At 60.7% G+C, this 7,279-nt stretch carries 3 protein-coding genes; all 3 read right to left on the reverse strand.

The genetic code is table 11. The features are described 5' to 3' along the window. Nucleotides 1-2: 2 nt before the first annotated feature. Nucleotides 3-1,529, reverse strand: a complete 1,527-nt coding sequence (locus OCW50_RS29915; RefSeq protein ID WP_262300108.1) for a DUF6212 domain-containing protein — start codon at nt 1,527-1,529, stop codon at nt 3-5. A gap of 3,217 nt (nt 1,530-4,746) precedes the next feature. Beyond that, nucleotides 4,747-5,531, reverse strand: a protein-coding gene (locus tag OCW50_RS29920; protein ID WP_371823155.1) for an IS5 family transposase whose coding sequence is annotated in 2 segments (ribosomal slippage) — nt 4,747-4,917 and nt 4,920-5,531 — 783 coding nt in all. Because the reading frame shifts where the segments join, the coding sequence is not laid out codon by codon here. Nucleotides 5,532-5,931: 400 nt separating this feature from the next. Continuing rightward, on the reverse strand, nt 5,932-7,086 hold the full coding sequence (locus OCW50_RS29925) for an IS110 family RNA-guided transposase (protein WP_210807269.1): 1,155 nt from the start codon (nt 7,084-7,086) through the stop codon (nt 5,932-5,934). Between the last annotated feature and the right edge of the window lie 193 nt (nt 7,087-7,279).

Here is a 7,279-nt window from a genome sequence, read left to right on the forward strand (position 1 = left end):
CGTTACCTGTCCACCAGAATGCTGAAGTCTCTAAACTTTGCCCAAGCGAAGCTGTTGACGCCGGGGGTCGTCATGCGAGTCGCGATGTAGATGCTCTGGGGGGACGCGACTTGCTCCGACACGAAGGCGCTTACCCTTACCGTATCCGTATTAGCGACACGGCTCCAGCCGGAAAAGGCTTCGCCAGCGCTTGGAGCGCGCTTCTCCTCGAGCAGCTCACGAGTCCTAGCGAGGTCATTGGCGACCACGATTGCGAAGTCTACATCGTTTGATTTCTCGTTGGAAATTGAGGCGCTCGCGGAAACACGCCGAGCCGCTGGAGGGCACACGGTCGGAAGCATACCGATTGTCATTCCGGTTTCCGGTGGATGACACGCGACCGCTCTCTCTTGTGGCAGAGCGAGAATAGCGGGGAACTCAAAGGAGATCTCATCGCAGTTGGCGTGACTCGCAAGATCCAGGGTTCCTGGAGAGAGCGACACCTCCCGGAAGCCGGGTGTAGAGCCCTGTTCCGAGTGGGCGGGGAAGTAGTTCGCCCATGTAGGGAGGGACACGCCCGGCAGCCCGCACCAGATCTGCAGGGCGATACTGTTCTTCACAAGCGGGCGTTCGGTGTCTGCATCACGGACCTGAAACATGTCGACTGGTTGAAGTCCGCCGAGCGACAGTAGAGGTGGCTCACCGTCCATGCCGGTGACTTGCAGACGGACTTCCAGGCTACGGGGGATGCCGCCTAGCGTGCGAGTCAGGCCAAGAAAATTCCATCCGACATCCAAGCTCGACAACGGGACGATCCAGCTATCAATCGTGCATCGATCCTCAAGGCTCACGAGATCGGCGCGCAGTTCGGCCTCCTGGTGAGGATCTAGACGCTCGAAATGGATAGCGATTGCACTGACTGCAGTGCTTGCAACGGGGAGAATCTGTGAGATCCCTTCGGGCGACGAATGGGCAAGCACGTTGGGCTGTGATGGATTGCTCAAAGGCTCGTTCGAGAATGCTAGGTCGAAGGGCTGCAATCCTTGTAGCTGCATATAACTCTCGACAGCAGCGAAACTGTCCTGAAGATCGGCATTGAACATGCGCAGCTTCAGAAGCTCGCGGTTTGCCTCAACGGTCCGGTGAGCGCTCGTGACAAGTAGCTTTATGAGCTCTTCTACGAGGCGCGCCATCGCGCTTGACTGCTGACCCGCGTCCCACTCGATCAGGGCGGGCTGATGCTGTAATCCGCGGCTGCGTAGCCAGTCGAGCAACTGGCCTCGCTCACCTTCTGGAGCGCTTGGGTCGGCCAATATCGCGAGCGTGCAGGGCGGCGTGTCCCGAACGTTGAACCTGTTGCCGTTGACGTCGACGAGAGTAGCCGCCTCGCCGTCTGTTCCTTGGAACCAGAAAACGTGGCCGGTGCTCAGAAGCGTCGAGGGTATCCTATCTCTGTGCACCTTTATGACGAAAAGCACCGGCCCTTTAAGCAGGCCGTCGGCCCGAGGAGACTGAGCGAACGGTGTCGTGGTGTTCGCAGTTAATGCCATCATCTGATCCTCATAGGCAGTAAACGTCTCGTAGCGATCTTCGATTCACTGAGAGGCGTCTTAGTTCTGCTCGTTGTGGCCGTGCCGCGATCCGTCCGAGGGCCGTGGCGGAGGACGCTGCGGGTTTATCGTGACGCTTCACCGCAGCCGTACACACTCTCTCGATCAGCAGCAGTACGGTGCAACGTCGCGAAGCACTTCTGGCGCCATCAGCGCGCTTCTTGCACGAGTTGAAGCTCCGAGGCACGCGAGCATCACGCGGGTTTATCCTGGCGTGCGATATTCCGCAGGAATTCGGTCGGTGGGCTGAGGGACAGGTCGGGTGCCGCCGCGACCGAATTAGTGGTTCCATTTCGGGTGAGGGGCGCCACGACCGAAGGCATGCAGCCTATCAGTTCGGGGCCGAAGGAGCGTTCGCCTAATGAGACATTAGCAAGCGAGCCTCGTAGGATCCGCACTATGTCGTGGGCGCCTGAGATCTGCTTGAGCCTCGCAACCGATCTGGGTGATGTGGCTGTCGATTGTCCATTCGGGCCTAGCGAGGCCCGTCGCTCCCAGCGCGTCGTTGTCACGAGAGGACAACTTTGCGGAGGCCCCCATCCCGCCGCCATCTGGCATGGCCGCAGCAGACCTCATGGTCCGCTCCAACGTTGCGTAATGTTTGCTCTTAGCAGCGGCTACCTTTGTGAGTTGATCCACCATTAATTTCCCTTCAATCGCGTGAGCTATAGTGCGACCGGCGCGCTGGTCGACCGAGTCGCGAGGACGGCGTTCTTGGCTTGGCCGGCTGAACTAGAGCACCTGCTTTTGAGACGTGACTTGTTACAATTCATTTTTCAGTATTGGTCCCACATCGCTTCAGGGTGCTTGCGAGACTTTCCCTTGTGGGCGGTGTGGCGCGGCACTCGTCATTCGACGGAATCAGTGGAGATGAGTGCGCGTTCGACCCTGCTGTCTGTGCAAGATCTCAAGAGAGTAGTACAATCGTTTCTGTCGATGGAACGCATCCACATCGTGGATGGCTGCGCTCGAGTCGGATTGAGAGCTGTGCAAATATCGACAGCACCTCTTTGCGAGCAGCTTCCTGCAAGCCGCAGTGTGGTCCGCGCCGTCGACCGCGCACCTGGAAGATGTTCTGGCCAGATCCAGGTCGACTGTTGTAATCGGCGTGGCGGAGGCCCCGTCCCGTCGAGGCGGTCTTCGGCTCGCTCCGTTCTTAACGTTTGTTTCCCTCTCGGCGGCAACACCCTCCGGCTCCAGCGGAAGGTGGTGCCGTCGATCAGCACGCGATGCAGAATGACCGCGTATTTCCCAGCCAGCAGCACGACCTCGAACCCGGCCTGCATTGGGCTGGTATTGAGCCACTGCAAGAGTGGCCCGTCCTCCAAGCCGGCGCGGGTAAGCGGCCGGTTCAGGCTGGCGTGAAAAGGCCGTCAGTGCCTCAGGCTCGCTGGCGACGTTCGCCTCCGCATTCTGGCCGAAGCCATTGAGGATGCAGACGCGGCTCAGTTCCAACGACACATCAAGTCCGCCATAGTCGTCCATGGCTGTCCCTCATGATGATGGAGGCCGATCCGCTCGGACCTCGCTTCAACACCATCGCTCTGAGGAACAGCCTCTCCGCTCCGCTAACTCGTAAGCGGCAGGGCCATTACGGCATCTAATGACTCCGGGATCCTTGCCGGCCAGCGGAGACGCGATTGATGGCATCGGTGGCATCGTGAGGGGGATCGAGAAAAGAGATTTGCCCTGATCATCCGACGAGAGGCATAAAGGCACCGTGGCATTCTTTGATCTAAGGAGAATTCGATGTCTGCAGGTATTGACATCTTTGGTCCTATCAACGGCCTTCCGTGGGAGGATATGACCGGGAGTGACGTCGCCGACGGCCGTTTCGCCATCGGTGGCCCTACTGCCCCCCCGATGACCCCATACCGACGATTGAGGGTACGCCCGGGAATGACTGGCCTTGCTTCGGAAAAATGGCGAGCACTCTTATAGCCAACGAGGATCTCCATGCCCCGCAAACGCTCAACCAAAGTGCTTCAGGATGAGGCGGTGCGACTTGACCTGACCACTGGCCGCGGCCGGCGTGAGGTCGCCGACAGCCTCAAAGTCCGCCTGTCGAGCCTACAGCACTGAATTGACCGCCGACGCGAGCGCTCTCAACGAGTCAGATCCGGACCTCGGTTAATCGCGCACCCAGAGGCGCCTGAACTATGCAATGCTTAGGTTTGCGCCGAGGACGCTCCTCAATCGTGCGATCAATCATCCGACCAAGAGGCCGTCGGGCTCATGCCGCGCAAACTTCCGTTGGCGCTTGCCCGCGTTTTTCTTCCTAAATTAGGAGAGGAATGATATAGACCCGGCGAGTTCGAAGGAGGTGTTAATGCCAGGCAACCGGCTACCATGCTATTCCGTCAAGGTGGAGATCCCGAGTGAGGTCGGCCGACCAGCAGCCACCTACTATCTGGTCCAGGCGGACTCTCAACCCGCAGCGATCAATGCGGTCAAGAAGGCCTTGTCCGGCCCCTGTGAAGCCGTTGAAGCTACGTTAAGCCTGGTTCGGCCAGAAACCGTAGAGGCGCTCGGTCTACACCCTGGCATGCCACGCCGGATCTGAGATCACATCTGTGCACAGGACGTTCCGTACATAAGACCAATAGCCCGGTTCCGGATTCTTCGCGCGAGAATGCCGGCCTCACGTTGCTGATGGTGGGCCGCCTTGCTGGTCTCCGTGGAGGACGCACCTTCTGAGCGAGAGCGTCTTGCCATTAACGGGTGGTGGAGTGGCAACGAGAATTCCCGCTATCCCCGTTGGCACTTGAACCATCTGTTGGATGCCTGCGAAATCAGGATTGTGTCTCACTCGCGACTGGACTGTACACCAAAGGCCTCAGAGGCGTCGTTGCATCAGGCAAGTTGAGGCTTTGCCGTCGTGGGTCGCGCCTAACTCAGTAGTTGAAAGCACACGCTCCCTGCTCCTGATAAGGTCGGTAGCGAAGTAGTTTGCCCTCCACGCAGGAAATATGTTGCCATTCCAATTGCGACGGAACACAACGAGCTAGCTCGCCACCAGACGGAATTTTAATTTGAACACCACCTCAGGGCGTCGCCCGATCAGCTACTGAACTCAGCGAGGCCTGCTGTTTGCCAGAGCTGCCCGAACCAAGCGGGCATACGCACAAGGAATTCTAACTCAGAGGCTGGTGAGCAATTATCTTTCTTTTCGCGTGAGGCGACGCAGCAGGATGCGGCTCATCGCAGGATAGAGCAGCATCTCGCGGGTCTCGACGAGCCGCTCATAGTCCTTGGCCAGCCCCCGGTTGGTGGTGAGCCAACTGATCGTTCGTTCCACCACCCACCGTCGCGCGAGCACCTGAAAGCCACTCGGGCGCGTCGGCGGCTCCGCGTCGGCCTGCTCCAGACGCCGCCACTCCACCAGCGTTGCGGAATGGATAGCTTCCATCCGAGCGCTCTGCACAACCAGTCCTTCAGTCCTCGATAAGCGGTGTCAGCCCACATGAGCTCAACGGCCGGGAAGAGATGCTCTAAACCCTCCAACAAGAGCTCGGCGCCCGCGCGATCATGGATGTCGGCCGGATGCACCTTGTTCTTCAGAAGCGTGCCTTGCGGATCAACGAGCAAGTGACACTTGCGGCCCTTGATCTTTTTGCCACCATCGTACCCTCGTGGTCCACCCATCTCAGTGGTTTTGACCGACTGGCTGTCGATGATCGCCGCTGTCGGCTGAGGAGGACGGCCGATCGTACGCCGATAGCTCTCCCGCAGGACCTGGGTCACGTGCTCCCAGGTGCCAGCGTCGCGCCACTGGGCATGGTGATAGAAGACAGCATACCGGGGTGGATACTCATGCGGCAGCAGCCGCCATTGGGCTCCGGTGCGCAGCAGATAGAAGATCGCATCGACGATGCGCCGCAACGGATAGGTCTGCCGCCACCCGGCCGGATGGCTGCGCGGGATCAGGGGCTCGAGCCACACCCACTCGGCATCCGTGAGATCGCTGGCGTAGGATCAGGCATCCATGGCGGGGCTCCTGAATCGTCAAACAGCCCACATCCGCCTTAGCGGCCCAGCACAAGTCTATTTCAAATCAAGCACTTAGCTCGACTCGTATGAGGCGGAAGATCAAGTACCATCATAATCCCTCTTGTGGGCTGCAGCGGTCGGGTGGGGAAGCCGGGCAAGGCGAGCAGGTTGCTCGCATCTTCCACTCGTATCCGGCGGAACAGCTGTTCCTGACCAAAATGCCTCATTCAGGCAAGCCGGCTTGAGGAGGTGGGACCCATCTTTGGCGACGGCAGCAAACCCTGTCGAGCTCCGGTCACACATCACCCGCCCGTCCGGTGCATCCTGTGCTGATGCGCCGGCCGAACCTTTGTCAGACAGCCTTGAGCCGCGCTCCCTCCGGCACGACGCCGGTGGTGAGATACCGCCAGAGGGCCACCAGGAGCTTGCGGGCAAGGGCAACGGCATTGATTTTACGAATGCGGCCACGGGCGGGACCAACCCGCTCATGGAACCAGCGCGCCAATGCGCTCTCGGGCTGGTAGCGCAGCCACAGCCAGGCCAGTTCGATCATCGTCTTGCGCAGGAGCGGATTCCCCGCCTTCGAGATGCCCTGTTCACGCTGGCGCTGGCCGCTGTCAAACGGGCAGGGCGTGAGCCCGGCATAGGCTGCGACTTCCTTGCGGGTGGCAAAGGGCCGGAACAGCGCCTCACGCACCAGGATCGTCGCCGTCTCGGTGCCGAGGCCGCCCAGGCGGGCCAGGCAGGCGACTTTCTCCGCATCGGCATCCTCTGGCACGGGCTCCGTCACCGCCGCGTCGCGCTCGGCCTCGACCACCGCGATCTGCTCCAGCACCAATTCCAGCCGCTTGAACTCGCGCTCGAGTTCGCGACGCAGCCGGGGCGGCAGTTCGTGACCATCGCCGGTGCGCAGCCCGCCCAAGCGCTCCCATCGGTCCTGCCGCAGGGGCTGGAAGTCGTCAATGCCCTGACTGGCGAGCAGGCCTTTGACACGGTTGACGTGCTGCACGCGTTCGGCAATCAGGCGCTGGCGCTCGCGGTGCGTGCGCCGGGCATCCTCCCGCTCGATGGATGGCACCTGCACCATGTGACAGGCGGCCCGGTCGCCGCGCCACCATGCCATCAAGGCCCGCAGCAGCATCGCGGCGTCGAGCCGATCGGTCTTGGCGCGCCGGGCGCGGCGATTGACCTGCAGGCTGCCGGGGTCCATCACCTGGCAGGTCATCCCCTCCGTCGTGAGGCGGCGGTGTAACCAGAACCCATCATAGCCGGCTTCGTAGCCAACGACGATCTGAACCTCATTAGGAGCGGCGCTCCGCTCGCGCGCTTGCAGGCGGCGAAGGAGTGCCAACAGCCCTACGATGTCGCCGCCCTCTAAGCGATGTGACGAGGTCTTGCCGCTCGGCGAGCTCTGGGTCGCCAGCAGCCAGGCCGACTTGCTGAGTTCCAGGGCCACGAGGACGATAGGTTGCTCCTGAGCGGGGCGCGCTTGTTCCATCTGAGGCATCGGCCTGTCTCCTTCCAAATCTGAAGAGACGAAGAGTGAACCAATCTCCGACCGACTGCATGGTATCTTTGGCCATTTCTGACGGGTGATGTGGGAGCGAGGGCGGCGAAGCGAACGATGCGGTAGACTGGCAGCGTTTCCGCCAAGAGACACCGCCATGCCGGATCTGCCCACCCGCTTCGCCGCGATCATT

It is taken from the genome of Microvirga sesbaniae (assembly GCF_025460805.1).
In the GTDB taxonomy this organism is placed as follows: Bacteria; Pseudomonadota; Alphaproteobacteria; order Rhizobiales; family Beijerinckiaceae; genus Microvirga; species Microvirga sesbaniae.

Excerpts from the sequence above, each read along its gene's own strand:
- OCW50_RS29925 (WP_210807269.1), bottom strand. The coding sequence starts at position 7,086 with ATGCCTCAGATGGAACAAGCGCGCCCCGCTCAGGAGCAACCTATCGTC.
- OCW50_RS29915 (WP_262300108.1), bottom strand. The coding sequence starts at position 1,529 with ATGGCATTAACTGCGAACACCACGACACCGTTCGCTCAGTCTCCTCGG.